14 protein-coding genes, 1 tRNA gene, 3 rRNA genes and 1 other annotated feature are annotated in these 20276 nt (G+C 52.0%); of the genes, 6 read left to right on the top strand and 12 right to left on the bottom strand.

The features are described from left to right. Nucleotides 1-61: 61 nt before the first annotated feature. Both pssA and LDB27_RS05610 read left to right on the top strand, forming a co-directional pair. Nucleotides 62-1417, top strand: coding sequence for a CDP-diacylglycerol--serine O-phosphatidyltransferase (gene pssA, locus LDB27_RS05615; RefSeq protein WP_000949286.1), 1356 nt, complete (start codon nt 62-64; stop codon nt 1415-1417). Nucleotides 1418-1461: 44 nt separating this feature from the next. After that, on the top strand, nt 1462-1785 hold the full coding sequence (locus LDB27_RS05610) for a YfiM family lipoprotein (RefSeq protein WP_001264473.1): 324 nt from the start codon (nt 1462-1464) through the stop codon (nt 1783-1785). Here the strand turns inward: LDB27_RS05610 and LDB27_RS05605 are convergent. The 9 genes from LDB27_RS05605 to rluD all read right to left on the bottom strand — a co-directional run bounded on the left by LDB27_RS05605 (nt 1782) and on the right by rluD (nt 13985). After that, complete coding sequence (locus LDB27_RS05605) at nt 1782-3083, bottom strand: MFS transporter (RefSeq protein WP_000807820.1); 1302 nt, start codon at nt 3081-3083, stop codon at nt 1782-1784. The genes LDB27_RS05610 and LDB27_RS05605 overlap by 4 nt on opposite strands. Nucleotides 3084-3186: 103 nt before the next feature. Continuing rightward, on the bottom strand, nt 3187-3642 hold the full coding sequence (locus LDB27_RS05600) for a DUF4385 domain-containing protein (protein ID WP_000985653.1): 456 nt from the start codon (nt 3640-3642) through the stop codon (nt 3187-3189). 256 nt (nt 3643-3898) lie between these two features. Further along, nucleotides 3899-4014, bottom strand: a 5S ribosomal RNA gene (gene rrf / locus LDB27_RS05595). Between the two features lie 201 nt (nt 4015-4215). Then, nucleotides 4216-7222: ribosomal RNA gene (locus tag LDB27_RS05590) — 23S ribosomal RNA — on the bottom strand. A gap of 193 nt (nt 7223-7415) precedes the next feature. Beyond that, a tRNA-Glu gene (locus tag LDB27_RS05585) sits at nt 7416-7491 on the bottom strand. A gap of 85 nt (nt 7492-7576) precedes the next feature. Then, a 16S ribosomal RNA gene (locus LDB27_RS05580) occupies nt 7577-9118 on the bottom strand. Together the 16S, 23S and 5S rRNA genes with 1 tRNA gene alongside form the textbook arrangement of a ribosomal RNA operon. A 455-nt stretch (nt 9119-9573) precedes the next feature. After that, nucleotides 9574-12147, bottom strand: coding sequence for an ATP-dependent chaperone ClpB (gene clpB / locus LDB27_RS05575; protein WP_001235092.1), 2574 nt, complete (start codon nt 12145-12147; stop codon nt 9574-9576). A gap of 129 nt (nt 12148-12276) precedes the next feature. Further along, nucleotides 12277-13008, bottom strand: a complete 732-nt coding sequence (gene yfiH, locus LDB27_RS05570) for a purine nucleoside phosphorylase YfiH (protein ID WP_000992639.1) — start codon at nt 13006-13008, stop codon at nt 12277-12279. Continuing rightward, nucleotides 13005-13985, bottom strand: a complete 981-nt coding sequence (gene rluD, locus LDB27_RS05565; RefSeq protein WP_225519927.1) for a 23S rRNA pseudouridine(1911/1915/1917) synthase RluD — start codon at nt 13983-13985, stop codon at nt 13005-13007. The genes yfiH and rluD overlap by 4 nt, the downstream gene beginning before the upstream one ends. Before the next feature lie 131 nt (nt 13986-14116). Between rluD and bamD the strand changes: the two genes are divergently transcribed. The 4 genes from bamD (at nt 14117) to pheA (ending at nt 16875) form a co-directional block, all read left to right on the top strand. Further along, nucleotides 14117-14854 (top strand): outer membrane protein assembly factor BamD, encoded by a 738-nt coding sequence (gene bamD, locus LDB27_RS05560; protein ID WP_000197659.1) that lies wholly within the window; start codon nt 14117-14119, stop codon nt 14852-14854. 271 nt (nt 14855-15125) lie between these two features. Further along, nucleotides 15126-15464 (top strand): ribosome-associated translation inhibitor RaiA, encoded by a 339-nt coding sequence (gene raiA, locus LDB27_RS05555; protein WP_000178449.1) that lies wholly within the window; start codon nt 15126-15128, stop codon nt 15462-15464. Between the two features lie 102 nt (nt 15465-15566). After that, nucleotides 15567-15692: a sequence feature (Phe leader region), on the top strand. Further along, complete coding sequence (gene pheL / locus LDB27_RS05550) at nt 15568-15615, top strand: pheA operon leader peptide PheL (RefSeq protein ID WP_010989056.1); 48 nt, start codon at nt 15568-15570, stop codon at nt 15613-15615. (Overlaps the previous feature by 48 nt.) 22 nt (nt 15693-15714) lie before the next feature. Beyond that, complete coding sequence (gene pheA, locus LDB27_RS05545) at nt 15715-16875, top strand: bifunctional chorismate mutase/prephenate dehydratase (RefSeq protein WP_000200080.1); 1161 nt, start codon at nt 15715-15717, stop codon at nt 16873-16875. On the opposite strand, the gene LDB27_RS05540 is transcribed toward pheA, so the two are convergent. The 3 genes from LDB27_RS05540 to aroF are packed head-to-tail and all read right to left on the bottom strand — an operon-like array spanning nt 16836 to nt 20003. After that, a complete protein-coding gene (locus tag LDB27_RS05540) occupies nt 16836-17744 on the bottom strand; it encodes an SMP-30/gluconolactonase/LRE family protein (protein WP_000210991.1) in 909 nt (302 codons plus the stop codon). The genes pheA and LDB27_RS05540 overlap by 40 nt on opposite strands. Before the next feature lie 57 nt (nt 17745-17801). Beyond that, nucleotides 17802-18923, bottom strand: a complete 1122-nt coding sequence (tyrA, locus tag LDB27_RS05535; RefSeq protein WP_000225192.1) for a bifunctional chorismate mutase/prephenate dehydrogenase — start codon at nt 18921-18923, stop codon at nt 17802-17804. A 9-nt stretch (nt 18924-18932) separates the two neighbouring features. Next, complete coding sequence (aroF, locus tag LDB27_RS05530; RefSeq protein WP_001168062.1) at nt 18933-20003, bottom strand: 3-deoxy-7-phosphoheptulonate synthase AroF; 1071 nt, start codon at nt 20001-20003, stop codon at nt 18933-18935. Nucleotides 20004-20276: the final 273 nt, after the last annotated feature.

The following is a 20276-nucleotide window of genomic DNA, read 5'->3' as shown; positions in this document are numbered from 1 at the left end:
CGCTTATGTCGTCTGCATAGCACAGAGGACCCTTCAATGAACAGAGAAGAAATGCACTGTGATGTTGTCAAAATTTAAGCGTAATAAACATCAACAACACCTTGCCCAACTCCCTAAGATTTCTCAGTCAGTTGATGATGTAGATTTCTTTTATACTCCTGCTACTTTTCGGGAGACACTGCTGGAGAAAATCGCCAGCGCGACGCAGCGTATTTGTATCGTTGCCCTGTATCTGGAACAGGACGATGGGGGTAAAGGTATACTCGACGCGCTCTATGCGGCTAAACGGCAGCGTCCTGAACTGGACGTGAGGGTGCTGGTCGACTGGCATCGCGCGCAACGCGGGCGCATTGGCGCAGCAGCCTCGAATACCAATGCAGACTGGTATTGCCGACTGGCGCAGGAAAACCCCGGCATTGATGTCCCGGTTTACGGCGTACCGATTAATACGCGAGAAGCGCTTGGCGTACTGCATTTTAAAGGCTTTATCATTGATGATAGCGTCCTGTACAGCGGCGCCAGCCTGAACGATGTCTATCTCCATCAGCATGACAAATATCGCTACGATCGCTACCAGCTGATTCGCAATCGGCAAATGGCAGACATCATGTTTGACTGGGTGACGCAAAATCTGATGAATGGCCGTGGTGTGAATCGTCTGGATAATACCCAGCGTCCGAAAAGCCCGGAGATTAAAAACGATATCCGCTTATACCGTCAGGAGCTGCGTGATGCGTCATATCATTTTCAGGGTGACGCTAATGACGAGCAGCTCTCCGTTACGCCGCTGGTCGGGCTTGGAAAATCCAGTCTGCTGAACAAAACCATTTTCCATCTCATGCCCTGTGCGGAGCATAAGCTCACCATTTGTACCCCTTACTTCAATCTACCAGCGGTACTGGTGCGGAACATTATTCAGCTACTGCGCGACGGAAAGAAAGTCGAAATCATTGTTGGCGATAAAACCGCGAATGATTTTTACATTCCGGAAGATGAACCGTTCAAGATCATTGGCGCGCTGCCCTATCTCTATGAGATTAACCTGCGCCGCTTCCTGAGCCGTTTACAGTATTACGTCAATACCGATCAGCTTGTGGTGCGTCTGTGGAAAGATGACGACAATACCTATCATCTGAAAGGGATGTGGGTAGATGATAAATGGATGCTACTCACCGGCAACAATCTGAATCCTCGCGCCTGGCGTCTGGATCTGGAAAACGCCATTCTGATCCACGATCCTAAGCAGGAGCTTGCCCCTCAGCGGGAAAAAGAGCTGGAACTTATCCGAACGCACACAACCATCGTAAAACATTATCGTGACCTGCAGAGCATTGCCGACTATCCGATAAAAGTGCGTAAACTGATTCGCCGCCTGCGCCGGATCCGCATCGACAGATTAATTAGCCGTATCCTGTAATCGAAGCCCCGTCCTGTACGGGGTTTTCTCTTAGGAGTGAACTGGTGCGCGTGTTGATTCCTTTTACGGTGTTGTTTCTCTCCGGGTGCAGCCATCTGGCTAACGACCACTGGAGCGGTCAGGATAAAGCCCAGCATTTTATGGCATCAGCGATGCTATCGGCAGCCGGTAATGAGTATGCGCGTCACCAGGGAGTAAGCCCTGACCGCAGCGCAGCGATAGGGCTGATGTTTTCTTTGAGTCTCGGAGCCTCAAAAGAACTCTGGGACAGCCGCCCGGAAGGCAGCGGCTGGAGCTGGAAAGATTTTGTCTGGGATGTCGCTGGCGCGACAACCGGTTACGCTATCTGGCAAATGGCGCGATACTAAAGGCGCAAGCCCTTTCCTTTACGGTGCAACATCAGCGAAACCAGGAAAGCCAGAACGGCCATCGCGGTAACATACCAGAAGAATGAACTCTCCATACCGACAGATTTTAGCGACAGCGCGACATATTCCGCAGAGCCGCCAAATAACGCGTTTGCTACCGCATAGGATAAACCGACGCCCAGGGCGCGAACCTGCGCCGGAAACATCTCCGCTTTCAGGATCCCGCTAATCGAGGTATAGAAACTCACAATCAATAGCGCGCACATCACTAAAGCAAATGCGGCATAAGGCGACGTCACATTCTGCAACGCGGAGAGAATTGGAACGGTGAAAAGCGTCGCGAGCGCGCCAAAACATAGCATAGAAGTGCGCCTGCCAATCTTATCGGATAACGCGCCGAATAACGGCTGCACCAACATGAAAACACACAGCGCGACCGTCATAATGCCGCTGGCGACATTGGCATGCATACCTGCTGTATTTACCAGATATTTCTGCATATAGGTGGTGAAGGTATAAAAGCACAGCGAGCCTGCCGCGGTGAAACCAAGCACCATCAAAAAGGCTTTGCGATTACGCCACAAACCTTTCAATGAACCGGCTTCTTTTAACGCGCGAGTCTCATGCTTCGAGGTTTCATCCAGCTGGCGACGTAGCCATAACGCCACAACTGCCAGCACGGCGCCCAACGCAAAGGGAATACGCCATCCCCAGGCACGAAGTTCAGCATCTTCCAGAACCTGCTGCAAAATCACAACGACCAGCAAGGCCAGTAGTTGGCCACCGATAAGCGTAACGTACTGAAACGACGCGAAAAATCCCTTACGACCTTCAAGCGCAACTTCACTCATATATGTCGCGCTGGTCCCATACTCTCCCCCTACCGAGAGCCCCTGAAATAACCTTGCAACAAGTAGCAGCGCCGGTGCCCAGGTGCCGATGGTATCGTAACCAGGTAAGCAGGCAATCACCAGCGACCCCATGCACATCATGCACACCGAAATCAACATTGAGGCTTTGCGCCCGCGTCGATCGGCAATGCGTCCAAACAGCCAACCACCGATAGGTCGCATTAAAAAACCGGCGGCAAAGACGCCTGCCGTTTGCAAAAGCTGAGTGGTGGTATTACCAGAAGGAAAGAAGATATGTGCAAAATAGAGCGAGCAGAAAGAGTAGACGTAGAAATCAAACCATTCCACTAAGTTTCCGGAAGATGCCCCCACGATAGCCCATATGCGTCGCCGCATCTCCGGAGCCTCAGCGTTGTTTTTATCTATACGCTGAATAATTTCTGCCATACTGTTCTCCTTGTTGCCAGGCTTAATCGGCCTTTTATTTTGGAGATTCAGATTACGCGAGACCAAAAAGTAAATAAAGTGTTAATTATTTGTTTGCTAATTTTTATCCCCACCGTGCCTGATGCTGGCGTTTCCGTTTCAGATAGTCTTCGTCCTGACGAATTTTATCCCACCAACCTTTGAAAACCGTTGCCGCCGCGGCCTTAATAGGATCATTACCCCGTGTATTCAGGCTGCCGTCTTCTGCATACTTTTTACCGCCTTTATAGTTAGCGTATCGCCTGGCGCGGGTGTACCCCATCTGAATAAATTTACGCGCCATGTCCATACCAACGAAATCATCCTGCTGCCGGTAAGCTTCGAACAACTGGTAGATCTGCTCTGCGGATTTCATCGCCGATGCTTCATCTTTATAGCGCCAGAAAGGAAGAATTTCGCTTTTGTAGGGTTCAACCAGTAGCACCCCCTGCTCGCCTCGTCCAACCTGATACAATTCAGGCTGCTGGCGGAAGTCGATGCTGGAAAAGTCTTGCTGGTAGTTAAAAGGTTTGATAGCCAATGAAAATCCTCACTGCTTATATAAGCACGTGTAAAGGATAGTTCATCGTTAACGATTGGGTGGGTTGTGCTCTTATCGGTTCTACAAGAACACCAGCTTCGTAGGCGGGATAATTGCTGTAGGCCGGATAAGGCGGAGCGGCCATCCGGCGGTGCCGGTTGCCTGATGGCGCTGCGCTTATCAGGCCTACGATTTTACAGTTACCGCACACGCAAAAAAGCCCATCCGTCAGGATGGGCTTCTTCACTTATTTGATGCCTGGCAGTTCCCTACTCTCGCATGGGGAGACCCCACACTACCATCGGCGCTACGGCGTTTCACTTCTGAGTTCGGCATGGGGTCAGGTGGGACCACCGCGCTAGTGCCGCCAGGCAAATTCTTTTATGCTCAGTACGCAATTCTTTATCGCATCAGCGGCGTTGCCTGCGCTCGTAAAGTCAGTCACATACTTCTGTATGCTCCTTCCTTTCCTTCGCTTGCCGCCTTGCTGCTGCGCAAATTATTGCGTACTCAACTCTGAATCTGAGCTGAAAATTGTTGTCTTCTCAACCGCCAAAACATCTTCGGCGTTGTAAGGTTAAGCCTCACGGTTCATTAGTACCGGTTAGCTCAACGCATCGCTGCGCTTACACACCCGGCCTATCAACGTCGTCGTCTTCAACGTTCCTTCAGGAGACTCTAAGTCTCAGGGAGAACTCATCTCGGGGCAAGTTTCGTGCTTAGATGCTTTCAGCACTTATCTCTTCCGCATTTAGCTACCGGGCAGTGCCATTGGCATGACAACCCGAACACCAGTGATGCGTCCACTCCGGTCCTCTCGTACTAGGAGCAGCCCCCCTCAGTTCTCCAGCGCCCACGGCAGATAGGGACCGAACTGTCTCACGACGTTCTAAACCCAGCTCGCGTACCACTTTAAATGGCGAACAGCCATACCCTTGGGACCTACTTCAGCCCCAGGATGTGATGAGCCGACATCGAGGTGCCAAACACCGCCGTCGATATGAACTCTTGGGCGGTATCAGCCTGTTATCCCCGGAGTACCTTTTATCCGTTGAGCGATGGCCCTTCCATTCAGAACCACCGGATCACTATGACCTGCTTTCGCACCTGCTCGCGCCGTCACGCTCGCAGTCAAGCTGGCTTATGCCATTGCACTAACCTCCTGATGTCCGACCAGGATTAGCCAACCTTCGTGCTCCTCCGTTACTCTTTAGGAGGAGACCGCCCCAGTCAAACTACCCACCAGACACTGTCCGCAACCCGGATCACGGGTCCACGTTAGAACATCAAACATTAAAGGGTGGTATTTCAAGGCCGGCTCCATGCAGACTGGCGTCCACACTTCAAAGCCTCCCACCTATCCTACACATCAAGGCTCAATGTTCAGTGTCAAGCTATAGTAAAGGTTCACGGGGTCTTTCCGTCTTGCCGCGGGTACACTGCATCTTCACAGCGAGTTCAATTTCACTGAGTCTCGGGTGGAGACAGCCTGGCCATCATTACGCCATTCGTGCAGGTCGGAACTTACCCGACAAGGAATTTCGCTACCTTAGGACCGTTATAGTTACGGCCGCCGTTTACCGGGGCTTCGATCAGGAGCTTCGCTTGCGCTGACCCCATCAATTAACCTTCCGGCACCGGGCAGGCGTCACACCGTATACGTCCACTTTCGTGTTTGCACAGTGCTGTGTTTTTAATAAACAGTTGCAGCCAGCTGGTATCTTCGACTGACTTCAGCTCCATGAGTAAATCACTTCACCTACGTGTCAGCGTGCCTTCTCCCGAAGTTACGGCACCATTTTGCCTAGTTCCTTCACCCGAGTTCTCTCAAGCGCCTTGGTATTCTCTACCTGACCACCTGTGTCGGTTTGGGGTACGATTTGATGTTACCTGATGCTTAGAGGCTTTTCCTGGAAGCAGGGCATTTGTTGCTTCAGCACCGTAGTGCCTCGTCATCACGCCTCAGTGTTAAAGTGAACCGGATTTACCTGGAACACACACCTACACGCTTAAACCGGGACAACCGTCGCCCGGCCAACATAGCCTTCTCCGTCCCCCCTTCGCAGTAACACCAAGTACGGGAATATTAACCCGTTTCCCATCGACTACGCCTTTCGGCCTCGCCTTAGGGGTCGACTCACCCTGCCCCGATTAACGTTGGACAGGAACCCTTGGTCTTCCGGCGAGCGGGCTTTTCACCCGCTTTATCGTTACTTATGTCAGCATTCGCACTTCTGATACCTCCAGCAACCCTCACAGGCCACCTTCGCAGGCTTACAGAACGCTCCCCTACCCAACAACGCATCAGCGTCGCTGCCGCAGCTTCGGTGCATGGTTTAGCCCCGTTACATCTTCCGCGCAGGCCGACTCGACCAGTGAGCTATTACGCTTTCTTTAAATGATGGCTGCTTCTAAGCCAACATCCTGGCTGTCTGGGCCTTCCCACATCGTTTCCCACTTAACCATGACTTTGGGACCTTAGCTGGCGGTCTGGGTTGTTTCCCTCTTCACGACGGACGTTAGCACCCGCCGTGTGTCTCCCGTGATAACATTCTCCGGTATTCGCAGTTTGCATCGGGTTGGTAAGCCGGGATGGCCCCCTAGCCGAAACAGTGCTCTACCCCCGGAGATGAATTCACGAGGCGCTACCTAAATAGCTTTCGGGGAGAACCAGCTATCTCCCGGTTTGATTGGCCTTTCACCCCCAGCCACAGGTCATCCGCTAATTTTTCAACATTAGTCGGTTCGGTCCTCCAGTTAGTGTTACCCAACCTTCAACCTGCCCATGGCTAGATCACCGGGTTTCGGGTCTATACCCTGCAACTTAACGCCCAATTAAGACTCGGTTTCCCTCCGGCTCCCCTATTCGGTTAACCTTGCTACAGAATATAAGTCGCTGACCCATTATACAAAAGGTACGCAGTCACCCCACCACTAAGCCCCCTCTGCTTCTTTTGCGGTTGAACGTCGCTTTCGCTCCGTTAACCGCATCCTCAGCAAAGGATGCGTATGTGGAGTTCACCACTGGCTTAGTGGTGGGGCTCCCACTGCTTGTACGTACACGGTTTCAGGTTCTTTTTCACTCCCCTCGCCGGGGTTCTTTTCGCCTTTCCCTCACGGTACTGGTTCACTATCGGTCAGTCAGGAGTATTTAGCCTTGGAGGATGGTCCCCCCATATTCAGACAGGATACCACGTGTCCCGCCCTACTCATCGAGCTCACAGCATATGCGCTTTTGTGTACGGGGCTGTCACCCTGTATCGCGCGCCTTTCCAGACGCTTCCACTAACACACATGCTGATTCAGGCTCTGGGCTCATCCCCGTTCGCTCGCCGCTACTGGGGGAATCTCGGTTGATTTCTTTTCCTCGGGGTACTTAGATGTTTCAGTTCCCCCGGTTCGCCTCATTAACCTATGGATTCAGTTAATGATAGTGTGACGAGTCACACTGGGTTTCCCCATTCGGAAATCGCCGGTTATAACGGTTCATATCACCTTACCGGCGCTTATCGCAGATTAGCACGTCCTTCATCGCCTCTGACTGCCAGGGCATCCACCGTGTACGCTTAGTCGCTTAACCTCACAACCCGAAGATGTTTCTTGTGATTCATCATCGTGTTGCGAAAATTTGAGAGACTCACGAACAACTTTCGTTGTTCTGTGTTTCAATTTTCAGCTTGATCCAGATTTTTAAAGAGCAAATATCTCAAACGTGACTCGTAAGTCAGTTTTGAGATACTGATGGCAACGCCTTTCACACATTACCGCGCAAGTGGCGTCCCCTAGGGGATTCGAACCCCTGTTACCGCCGTGAAAGGGCGGTGTCCTGGGCCTCTAGACGAAGGGGACGTATCAGTCTGCTTCGCAAGACGCCTTGCTATTCACTTTTCATCAGACAATCTGTGTGAGCACTGCAAAGACCGTTTCTTTAAGGTAAGGAGGTGATCCAACCGCAGGTTCCCCTACGGTTACCTTGTTACGACTTCACCCCAGTCATGAATCACAAAGTGGTAAGCGCCCTCCCGAAGGTTAAGCTACCTACTTCTTTTGCAACCCACTCCCATGGTGTGACGGGCGGTGTGTACAAGGCCCGGGAACGTATTCACCGTGGCATTCTGATCCACGATTACTAGCGATTCCGACTTCATGGAGTCGAGTTGCAGACTCCAATCCGGACTACGACGCACTTTATGAGGTCCGCTTGCTCTCGCGAGGTCGCTTCTCTTTGTATGCGCCATTGTAGCACGTGTGTAGCCCTGGTCGTAAGGGCCATGATGACTTGACGTCATCCCCACCTTCCTCCAGTTTATCACTGGCAGTCTCCTTTGAGTTCCCGACCTAATCGCTGGCAACAAAGGATAAGGGTTGCGCTCGTTGCGGGACTTAACCCAACATTTCACAACACGAGCTGACGACAGCCATGCAGCACCTGTCTCACAGTTCCCGAAGGCACCAATCCATCTCTGGAAAGTTCTGTGGATGTCAAGACCAGGTAAGGTTCTTCGCGTTGCATCGAATTAAACCACATGCTCCACCGCTTGTGCGGGCCCCCGTCAATTCATTTGAGTTTTAACCTTGCGGCCGTACTCCCCAGGCGGTCTACTTAACGCGTTAGCTCCGGAAGCCACGCCTCAAGGGCACAACCTCCAAGTAGACATCGTTTACGGCGTGGACTACCAGGGTATCTAATCCTGTTTGCTCCCCACGCTTTCGCACCTGAGCGTCAGTCTTTGTCCAGGGGGCCGCCTTCGCCACCGGTATTCCTCCAGATCTCTACGCATTTCACCGCTACACCTGGAATTCTACCCCCCTCTACAAGACTCAAGCCTGCCAGTTTCGAATGCAGTTCCCAGGTTGAGCCCGGGGATTTCACATCCGACTTGACAGACCGCCTGCGTGCGCTTTACGCCCAGTAATTCCGATTAACGCTTGCACCCTCCGTATTACCGCGGCTGCTGGCACGGAGTTAGCCGGTGCTTCTTCTGCGGGTAACGTCAATTGCTGCGGTTATTAACCACAACACCTTCCTCCCCGCTGAAAGTACTTTACAACCCGAAGGCCTTCTTCATACACGCGGCATGGCTGCATCAGGCTTGCGCCCATTGTGCAATATTCCCCACTGCTGCCTCCCGTAGGAGTCTGGACCGTGTCTCAGTTCCAGTGTGGCTGGTCATCCTCTCAGACCAGCTAGGGATCGTCGCCTTGGTGAGCCGTTACCTCACCAACAAGCTAATCCCATCTGGGCACATCTGATGGCAAGAGGCCCGAAGGTCCCCCTCTTTGGTCTTGCGACGTTATGCGGTATTAGCCACCGTTTCCAGTAGTTATCCCCCTCCATCAGGCAGTTTCCCAGACATTACTCACCCGTCCGCCACTCGTCAGCAAAGCAGCAAGCTGCTTCCTGTTACCGTTCGACTTGCATGTGTTAGGCCTGCCGCCAGCGTTCAATCTGAGCCATGATCAAACTCTTCAATTTAAAAGTTTGATGCTCAAAGAATTAAACTTCGTAATGAATTACGTGTTCACTCTTGAGACTTGGTATTCATTTTTCGTCCGAGGACGTTAAGAATCCGTATCTTCGAGTGCCCACACAGATTGTCTGATAAATTGTTAAAGAGCAGGTGCGACGCGGCTTTCAGCTCACCGTCGCGAGGTGGCGTATATTACGCTTTCCTCTTTTTGAGTCAAGCGTTTATTTTCGCTTTCCTCACAGACTTCTTAACGAAGCCTTTCTGACCCGGCGGCCTGTATGCCGTTGTTCCGTGTCAGTGGTGGCGCATTATAGGGAGTTATTAGAGCCTGACAAGACCTAAATGCAAAAAAAAGCTCAACCGTTCACTTTTCAAACAACATTTGAACCAAAAGCCTATTTTCGCCTGGTTTTTAAACAAAAACGAGCCCGTCAGGGCCCGTTTTATTCAAATTTGTGACTTACTGCACTGCCACAATACGATCATCATTGGCTTCAAGGCGAATCACTTTGCCAGGAACCAGTTCACCAGACAGGATTTGCTGCGCCAGTGGGTTTTCGATCTGCTGTTGAATAGCACGTTTTAACGGACGCGCCCCGTAGACCGGATCGTAACCGTTGGCGCTCAACAGTTTCAGCGCCTCGTCGGAGATATGGATTTCATAACCACGTTCTTCCAGACGTTTGTACAGACGCTGCAGCTGGATCTGAGCAATAGAAGCGATGTGTTGTTCACCTAACGGATGGAATACCACAACTTCATCAATACGGTTGATAAATTCCGGACGGAAGTTTTGGCTAACCACACCCAGCACCATCTCTTTCATTCGACCGTAATCCAGTTCGCCAAAGCGCTCCTGAATGAGATCGGAACCGAGGTTAGAAGTCATAATGACCACCGTATTACGGAAGTCGACCGTTCTCCCCTGCCCGTCAGTCAGTCGACCGTCGTCCAGCACCTGCAACAGAATGTTGAATACATCCGGATGCGCTTTTTCCACTTCATCCAACAAGATGACGGAATAAGGGCGACGGCGCACCGCTTCCGTCAAATAACCGCCTTCTTCATAGCCGACATATCCCGGAGGCGCCCCGACCAAACGAGACACGGAGTGTTTCTCCATAAACTCAGACATGTCGATACGCACCATCGCGTCGTCGCTGTCAAACATAAAGTTAGCCAGCGCTTTACACAGTTCGGTTTTACCGACCCCCGTCGGCCCAAGGAACAAGAAGGAACCAATCGGACGATTCGGATCGGACAGCCCCGCGCGGCTACGACGTATGGCGTTCGATACTGCTTCAACGGCTTCATTCTGCCCGATCACACGGCTGTGTAACTCTTGTTCCATACGCAACAGTTTTTCACGTTCGCCTTCCAGCATTCTGGCAACCGGAATACCGGTCCAGCGCGCCAGCACTTCGGCAATTTCCGCATCCGTTACTTTGTTACGTAACAGACGCATGGTTTTACCTTCCGACTGGGTCGCGGCTTCCAACTGTTTTTCCAGCTCCGGAATTTTGCCGTACTGCAGTTCAGACATTCGCGCCAGATCGCCCACACGACGCGCCTGCTCAATGGCGATCTTCGCCTGCTCCAGCTCCGCTTTAATAGTTTGCGTACCAGAGAGCGACGCTTTTTCCGCTTTCCACTCTTCTTCTAACTCAGAGTACTGGCGCTCTTTATCGTCCAGTTCTTCGTTGAGCATATCGAGACGTTTTTTACTCGCCTCGTCAGACTCTTTCATCAACGCCTGCTGTTCCAGTTTGAGCTGAATAATGCGGCGGTCGAGCCTGTCCAGCTCCTCCGGCTTAGAGTCAATCTGCATACGAATGCTGGATGCCGCTTCATCGATGAGGTCGATAGCTTTATCCGGCAACTGACGGTCGGCGATATAGCGGTGAGATAATGTTGCCGCCGCCACAATCGCCGGGTCAGTGATCTGCACATGGTGGTGCAGCTCGTAACGTTCTTTCAGGCCACGCAGAATAGCGATGGTGTCTTCCACTGAGGGTTCTGCGACAAACACTTTTTGAAAACGACGTTCCAGCGCCGCGTCTTTTTCAATGTACTGACGGTATTCATCCAGCGTGGTGGCGCCCACACAGTGCAGTTCACCACGCGCCAGCGCCGGTTTCAGCATATTCCCGGCGTCCATTGCGCCATCGGCCTTACCTGCGCCAACCATGGTGTGCAGCTCATCGATAAACAGGATGACGTTGCCTTCCTGTTTTGCGAGGTCGTTCAGCACGCCTTTCAGACGCTCTTCAAATTCGCCGCGATATTTCGCCCCGGCCACCAGCGCGCCCATATCCAGCGCCAGTACGCGGCGACCTTTTAAGCCTTCAGGGACTTCACCATTAATAATGCGCTGCGCCAGCCCTTCAACAATTGCCGTTTTACCGACCCCTGGCTCACCGATTAACACTGGGTTGTTTTTAGTACGACGTTGCAGCACCTGAATGGTGCGGCGAATTTCTTCATCACGACCGATAACCGGATCGAGCTTGCCCTGTTCGGCGCGCTCGGTCAGATCGACGGTATATTTTTTCAAGGCCTGACGTTGGTCTTCAGCCCCTTGATCGTTCACGCTTTCACCTCCGCGCATCTGTTCAATTGCCTGAGTGATATTGGCCGTGGTCGCACCGGCTGATTTCAGCAGATCGGTTAACGTGCCGCGAGACTCAAGCGCCGCCAGAACAAACAGCTCTGACGAAATAAAATTGTCCCCCCGTTTTTGCGCCAGCTTGTCGCAAAGGTTCAGTACGCGTACCAGTTCCGAAGAAGGCTGTACGTCGCCGCCGGTGCCTTCCACCTGCGGTAAACGGCTCAGCGCCTGATCGATAGCGGTGCGCAACTGGCCAGCATTAATGCCGGCGGAGGTTAATAAAGGACGTATCGATCCCCCTTCCTGGTTCAGCAAGGCGCTCATTAAATGAAGAGGTTCGATGAATTGGTTGTCGTGCCCCAGCGCAAGCGACTGGGCATCGGCAAGAGCAAGCTGGAATTTGTTAGTAAGACGATCCAGACGCATAACTCCTCCCATAACAGGTCAAAATTGCTACTGGAGATTAAATGAGGTCATCCCTCAATTATTCAAGGTGAATGACCTGAATTATGTGAAAAGAAAGTTACCCGTACCGGATCGTCTTGATTCTTTAGGTTATATCAGCCAAATAAAACTTGCCATACGACCTGTCGTCTTGTCGCGACGATAAGAGAAGAAAGTCTCACTTTCGCTAAAGGTGCAGCGATCCCCGCCATAGACATGTTCAACGCCGGTATTCGCCAGACGTTGGCGTGCAAGCTGATAAATATCCGCCAGAAATTTTTCCCCGTGCGGCAAAAATGCGCTATCGGCTTGCGCATCTTTTGCTAAAAATGCGTCACGCACTTCCGGCCCCACTTCAAACGCGGTCGGGCCGATCGCCGGACCTAACCAGGCGATGATATTTTCTGGTTTGTCAGCAAAGCAGGTGACAGTTTCCTCCAGTACGCCTTCACATAATCCGCGCCAGCCCGCATGAGCCGCCGCCACTTCTGTTCCCTCACGGTTACAGAATAGCACAGGCAGGCAGTCTGCCGTCATTACCGCGCAGACGGTTCCTGGCGTATTGCTGTAAGACGCATCCGCACGTTTGGAGGCATAAGGTTCCCCGGTAAGCCTCAACACATTTTTACCGTGAACCTGTTCAAGCCAGACAGGTTTCGAAGGCAGATTGCCCGCCGCAAACAGACGCTTGCGGTTCTCTTCAACATGCTCCGGGTTATCGCCGCAATGCGCACCCAGATTCAGCGAGTCGTAAGGCGGTAAACTCACCCCGCCAATACGGGTAGAACTACAGGCTGCGACGCCTTTCGGCAGCGGCCACTGCGGGACAATCAGTGCATTCATAACCAGTCCACATCATCTTTATGATCTTCGAAATCGGCGCGCATCGCATCGATAAGGTCCACCATATCTTGTGGAATCGGCGCGTGCCACTCCATTTCGATACCCGATACAGGATGGTAGAGACGCAGCATCGTTGCATGAAGCGCCTGGCGGTCAAACTTACGCAACGTGGAAATAAACTCTTCCGATGCGCCTTTCGGTGGACGTGGACGACCACCGTAGACCTGATCGCCCACTAACGGGTGCGTAATATGCGCCATATGCACGCGGATCTGGTGCGTACGCCCGGTCTCCAGACGCAGCCTAAGACGCGTGTGCACACGGAAATGTTCCATAATGCGGTAGTGGGTCACCGCCGGTTTGCCCATGGGATGCACCGACATATGGGTACGTTTGGTCGGGTGACGACTGATGGGTTCATTCACCGTTCCTCCCGCCGTCATATGTCCGATCGCGACCGCTTCATATTCGCGGGTGATCTCGCGCAGCTGCAAAGACTCCACCAGGCGCGTTTGCGCCGGAACGGTTTTGGCCACCACCATCAGCCCCGTCGTGTCCTTATCCAGACGATGCACAATGCCCGCGCGCGGAACATCCGCAATCGGCGGATAATAATGTAGCAACGCGTTCAGTACCGTACCGTCCGGGTTACCCGCGCCAGGATGTACCACCAGATCGCGTGGTTTGTTGATAACCAGAATATCGTCATCTTCATAAACAATATCTAACGGGATATCCTGCGCTTTAAAACGAATCTCTTCGTCGATCTCCGCATCAATAGCCACCCGCTCGCCGCCTAACACTTTTTCTTTTGGCTTATCGCAAAGTTGACCATTGACCAACACGCGCTGATTCAAAATCCATTCTTTTATACGCGAACGTGAATAATCCGGGAACATTTCGGCCAAAGCCTGATCTAAGCGTTGACCGAGTTGGTTTTCGGAGACCGTTGCGGTGAGTTGTACTCGTTGTGCCATATACAGCTTCTTCGTTTAACGTTGGGTTTTACGGCTTTGCCGTTTAATATAGTGTGCTATTGTAGCTGGTCTTAACCGGGAGCAGGAACAGAGAATCTCCCGTAAAACATTTTGAGGAAAGTCAAAACGTCATGACGCGCATGAAATATCTGGTGGCAGCAGCCACGTTGAGCCTGTTTCTGGCGGGTTGCTCGGGTTCAAAGGAAGAGGTGCCCGATAATCCGCCGAATGAAATCTACGCGACTGCTCAGCAAAAGCTGCAGGACGGTAACTGGAAACAGGCAATAACGCAATTGGAAGCGTTAGATAATCGTTATCCATTCGGACCGTATTCTCAGCAGGTGCAGTTGGATCTTATCTACGCCTATTACAAAAACGCCGATTTGCCGCTAGCGCAGGCCGCCATCGATCGTTTTATGCGTCTTAATCCAACGCACCCTAATATTGACTATGTCATGTACATGCGCGGCCTGACGAACATGGCGCTGGATGATAGCGCGCTGCAAGGTTTCTTTGGCGTCGATCGCAGCGATCGCGATCCGCAACATGCTCGGGCGGCGTTCAATGACTTTTCGAAACTGGTACGCAGCTATCCTCATAGCCAGTACACCACCGATGCCACTAAGCGTCTGGTATTCCTGAAAGACCGTCTGGCGAAATATGAATATTCCGTCGCAGAGTACTATACCGCGCGCGGCGCATGGGTTGCGGTCGTAAACCGGGTAGAAGGTATGCTACGCAATTATCCTGATACGCAGGCCACGCGCGATGCATTGCCGCTGATGGAAAACGCCTATCGTCAGATGCAGCTGAATGCGCAGGCTGACAAAGTCGCGAAAATTATTGCCGCTAACAGCAAAAACACCTGAAGCAATACCAACAAGCAAAACGGCAGCCTTCCGGCTGCCGTTTTTTTATTCGGTATCTGATGCAACAGAAATGATTTCACTGCAACGCATCCAGTCAAATATGGCCTGCTTTCAGGCATTCCTCAAGTAAAAGATCGCTTCTTCCTGCGATGCCTCACAAAAAGTTCGCCTTGACAAAAAGTGACAAAATAATGTGATTTACATCACACATTTTGACATTAAGAACGGTATGCTGGAATCACCAAGACGGGAAAGACAAGAGGTAAAATTTATGACAATGAACATTACCAGTAAACAAATGGAAATTACTCCGGCAATCCGCCAACATGTCGCAGACCGTCTCGCCAAACTGGAAAAATGGCAAACTCACCTGATTAATCCTCATATCATTCTGTCTAAAGAGCCACAGGGCTTTATTGCTGACGCCACCATTAATACACCGAACGGACATCTGGTCGCCAGCGCAAAACACGAAGATATGTATACCGCTATTAATGAATTGATCAACAAGCTGGAACGGCAGCTCAATAAAGTGCAGCACAAAGGCGAAGCCCGTCGTGCCACCGCATCGGTGAAAGATGCCAGCTTCGTCGAAGCAGAAGAAGAGTAGTCCCTTACATTGAGTGTATCGCCAACGCGCCTTCGGGCGCGTTTTTTGTTGACAGGATTAAAACAGTACGAGTACTGTACTTACGTACACAAAGGAAACAGTTATGAAGCTAACCCGGTTTTTCTTCGCATTCTTTTTTATCTTCCCCTGACCGGGAGGCGTTTCGTCATGTGATAAAGAATGCGAAGACGAACAAGAAGGCCTCCCCCACCGGGAGGCCTTTTTTATTGATAACAAAAAAGGCAACACTATGACATCGGAAAACCCATTACTGGCGCTGCGAGATAAAATCAGCGCCTTAGACGAAGAGTTACTGGCCTTACTGGCAAAACGACGCGCGCTGGCGATTGAAGTGGGACAAGCAAAACTACTGTCGCATCGTCCGGTTCGGGATATCGATCGTGAACGCGCGCTGCTGGACAGGCTCATCCATCTCGGTAAAGCCCACCATCTCGACGCACACTACATTACCCGTCTGTTCCAGCTTATCATTGAAGACTCCGTGCTTACTCAGCAGGCGCTGCTGCAACAACATCTGAATAATACTCACCCTCATTCGGCACGTATTGCGTTTCTTGGGCCGAAAGGCTCCTATTCTCATCTCGCGGCGCGCCAGTATGCCGCACGTCATTTTGAGCAATTTATTGAGAGCGGTTGCGCAAAATTCACCGATATTTTTCATCAGGTCGAAACCGGCCAGGCCGATTACGCCGTGGTTCCGATAGAGAACACCAGCTCCGGCGCTATCAACGATGTGTACGACTTATTGCAACACACCAGTCTGTCAATTGTCGGTGAGATGACCGTCACTATCGATCACTGCGTGCTGGTTTCCGGCGCTACGGATCTGAATACCATCGAAACGGTGTACAGCCATCCGCAGCCGTTCCAGCAGTGCAGTAAATTTTTGAGCCGCTATCCGCACTGGAAAATCGACTATACCGAGAGTACGTCGGCCGCGATGGAAAAAGTCGCGCAGGCGAACTCTCCGCGCGTCGCGGCGCTCGGCAGCGAGGCAGGCGGCATGTTGCACGGTTTACAGGTGCTGGAACGCATCGCCGCAAACCAGACGCAGAATATCACCCGCTTTCTGGTACTGGCGCGCAAAGCCATCAACGTTTCCGATCAGGTTCCGGCAAAAACCACTCTGTTAATCGCCACCGGGCAGCAGGCTGGCGCGCTGGTCGAAGCGCTGCTGGTGCTGCGTAACCACAATCTCATCATGACGAAACTGGAGTCGCGCCCCATTCACGGCAATCCGTGGGAAGAGATGTTTTATCTCGATATTCAGGCGAACCTGGAGTCGCAGGTAATGCAAAGCGCGCTAAAAGAGCTGGGCGAGATCACGCGCTCAATGAAAGTGCTTGGCTGCTATCCCAGCGAAAACGTCGTGCCGGTAGAACCTGCCTGACGTTCAATAAAACGGCTTTTCTTCATCCCTGCGACGGCTACCTGCAGGGTGAAGATGGCGCCGGAGAGCGGATAATCCGCCACTTCCTGAGCAGACATATTTTCTCTGGTAGTTGTAATAAACAGCGTTTTCATATCTGCGCCGCCAAAGCAAACCATCGTCGGACAACGTACCGGCAACCGGTACTCTTCCAGCTGCTCTCCTTGCGGTGAGAAACGCGCCACGCGCCAGCCGTCAAACATCGCGCTCCAGTAGCACCCTTCACTATCCATCGCCGCGCCGTCGGGAAGTCCTTCTCCTTCGCCAAAATGGCGAAAAAGTTCACGCTTACCCGGTTCGCCATGCTTATCAAGTAACGTGCGGTATATCACGCCATTCGGCGTATCGGAGGTATACATCCACTGGTTATCCGGGCTGAACGCCAGGCCGTTGTGTCCCTGGATATCGCACTGGATCACTTTTGCCGTCAGGTCATGATCGATCCGCATCAGCAACGCGCCATTATAGTCACCTGGCGCCCAGAACGTTCCGGCATAAAAACGTCCATCGCCATCAGTGCCGCCATCGTTGAAACGCGCCAGTTTCGTATTAGAGGGATTGTCGCAAACCTTACGCTGCAATAATCCATTTTTATCGGCCAGCCAGATAGCATGACGCATGGCCACAATAAATCCGCCCTGCTCACGCAAGGCAAAACAGCCCACTTCTTCCGGAAACGCCAGCACGCTATGCGTCCCGCTCGCCGGATGGTAACGATGGATCTCCTGTTCCAGGATATCGGTCCAATACAGCGCGCTTTCATCCTCGCTCCATGTGGGGCATTCTGGTAGATGTCCGACATAATCAAATAAAACGTGCGGCGTAGTCATAACGGTTCCTTAAACGAAAAAAGCCAGCAAAGCTGGCTTTTAGTATAGATGTCATCGTTATGGTCGGCTGTCATTCGCCTGACGCAATAACACACGGCTTTCATTCTGGAAACGTCTGGCATAATCGCCAAACCAGTGTTCAACTTTGCGAAAACTGTCGATAAAAGCCTGCTTATCGCCCTGTTCCAGTAACCCGATCGCATCGCCAAAACGTTTATAGTAACGCTTGATAAGCGCCAGATTGCGCTCCGACGACATAATAATGTCCGCATACAGCTGCGGGTCCTGGGCGAACAGACGCCCGACCATCGCCAGCTCCAGTCGATAAATCGGCGATGATAGCGCCAGAAGCTGCTCAAGCTGGACGTTCTCTTCCGCCAGATGCAGCCCATAAGCGAAGGTAGCAAAGTGGCGCAACGCCTGGATAAAAGCCATGTTCTGATCGTGCTCGACAGCGCTAATTCGGTGCAACCGCGCGCCCCACACCTGGATTTGCTCAAGGAACCACTGATACGCTTCCGGTTGACGCCCGTCACACCAGACCACCACCTGCTTCGCCAGGCTCCCGCTGTCCGGACCAAACATCGGATGCAAGCCCAACACGGGGCCATCATGGGCCGCCAACATTGCCTGCAACGGACCGCTTTTCACCGATGCCAGATCGACCAGAATACAGTCGGACGGCAGGGGCGGCAGTTGCGCTATGGCCTGTTCAGTAACATGAATCGGCACGCTGACGATCACCATTCCGGCATTGGCGACAATGTCCCTGGCGCGCGGCCAGTCCTGCTGTTCCAGAATACGGACCTGATAGCCCGACAGCGTGAGCATTTTTTCAAACAGACGCCCCATCTGTCCGCCGCCGCCCACAATGACGACCGGACGCAGAGAAGGACAAAGCGTTTTGAACCCCTTATCATTTTCGCTGGAGTAAGATTCGCGCATTACCCGGCGCAGGACATCTTCAATGAGATCGGGCGGGACACCGATCGCTTCTGCTTCCGCCCGTCGTGAAGCCAGCATAGAGGCCTCACGCTCCGGCACGTAAATAGGCAGGCCAAAACGGCTTTTCACCTCGCCGACTTTGGCAACCAGTTCCAGGCGCTTAGCCAGTAAATTCAACAACGCTTTATCGACATCATCTATTTGATCGCGTAACGCGGTCAATTCAGCAACCATAACAACCTCTTATGCGACGCGCACCGCCAGCTGGCCGCTCAAATCTTTATGAATTTCACGTAACAGGGCATCGGTCATCTCCCAGCTAATACAAGCATCGGTGACGGAAACGCCATACTTCATTTCGCTGCGCGGCTGTTCGGAAGACTGATTACCCTCATGAATATTACTTTCAATCATTAAGCCAATGATTGAACGATTGCCATCTTTAATCTGCGCAACCACAGATTCGGCAACGGCTGGCTGGCGGCGATAATCTTTATTGGAGTTACCATGACTGCAATCTACCATCAGCGAAGGACGTAGTCCCGCCTGTTCCATCTCTTTTTCACACTGAGCGACATCTGCCGGGCTATAGTTTGGCGCTTTGCCGCCACGCAGAATCACATGGCCATGCGGATTTCCCTGGGTTTGCAATAACGCAACCTGACCGGCCTGGTTAATGCCAACAAAACGATGAGGTTGCGCAGCGGCGCGCATGGCGTTAATCGCTGTCGCCAGGCTGCCATCCGTGCCGTTTTTAAAGCCGACCGGCATAGAAAGCCCAGACGCCATTTCGCGGTGGGTTTGCGATTCGGTTGTGCGCGCGCCTATCGCCGACCAGCTAAACAGATCGCCCAGGTATTGCGGGCTGTTCGGATCCAACGCTTCGGTCGCTAATGGCAACCCCATATTCACCAGTTCCACCAGTAGCTGACGCGCTATTTTCAACCCGGCTTCCACATCAAATGAGCCATCCATGTGAGGATCGTTAATCAGCCCTTTCCAGCCGACGGTAGTCCGCGGCTTTTCAAAATAGACGCGCATTACCAGATAGAGGCTATCGCTGACCTCTGCGGCAAGGGCTTTAAATCGACGGGCATATTCCAGAGCGGTTTCAGGATCGTGAATAGAACAAGGACCGCATACCACCAACAGACGCGGATCGCGCCCGGCAATAATGTCAGAAATGATTCCCCGGGACTGCGCTATCTGCGCTTCCTGCGCCAGACTCAACGGAAAGGCCGCTTTAAGCTGCTCCGGCGTCATTAATACCTGTTCATCGGTGATACGTACGTTATTCAGCGCGTCTTTTTGCATGATGGCGATCCTGTCTTTTCTTGTTTGCGATAGTTGATCCTCCACGAGGATGTTTAAACCATACCATAAAAAGTAAAGATTTCAATCCATATTACGTAAAATAAACTTTACACCATGCGCAATCGTCGATTAAACCCCTTCATTTCGTATCAAAAACTTTACACAACAAGTGAATTATTTTATTCCCAGCCTCAGAAAAGCGGTAAAATGAGCGATGCTCGCTATTTTTTGATTATTTTTTCTCCGCACACATATTTTTACTTTCTGATATAG

It is taken from the genome of Salmonella sp. JXY0409-18, from assembly GCF_020268625.1.
Classification (GTDB): domain Bacteria; phylum Pseudomonadota; class Gammaproteobacteria; order Enterobacterales; family Enterobacteriaceae; genus Salmonella; species Salmonella enterica.
The sequence above is the reverse complement of the archived record's forward strand: the minus strand, read 5'-3'. Positions and strand labels throughout refer to the sequence as shown.